Below are 230 nucleotides of genomic sequence, written 5' to 3' on the forward strand. Positions count from 1 at the left end.
GGTTTCAGCAATGTCTACTGCCCGCATTGACTCAAAAATCGGTGATTATTTTAGATAATGCACGATTTCACCGTATGGGTGTCTTACGGGAAATGGCGGGAAAATTGGGACATAAGGTATTGCCTCTTGCACCTTATTCACCTGAGCTCAACCCGATTGAGAAGGTGTGGGCGAATATTAAGCGGTATCTGCGAACCGTATTGTCTGATTACGCCCGATTTGACGATGCG

Annotated in this window: 1 pseudogene; it reads left to right on the plus strand. The window is 46.1% G+C overall.

Going from position 1 to position 230, the window contains the following annotated elements:
* A pseudogene (locus tag HMPREF3277_RS00700) lies at nucleotides 1-230 on the plus strand (IS630 family transposase); the annotation flags it as partial.

This window comes from Neisseria sp. HMSC70E02, assembly GCF_001838645.1.
Lineage (GTDB): Bacteria > Pseudomonadota > Gammaproteobacteria > Burkholderiales > Neisseriaceae > Neisseria > Neisseria macacae.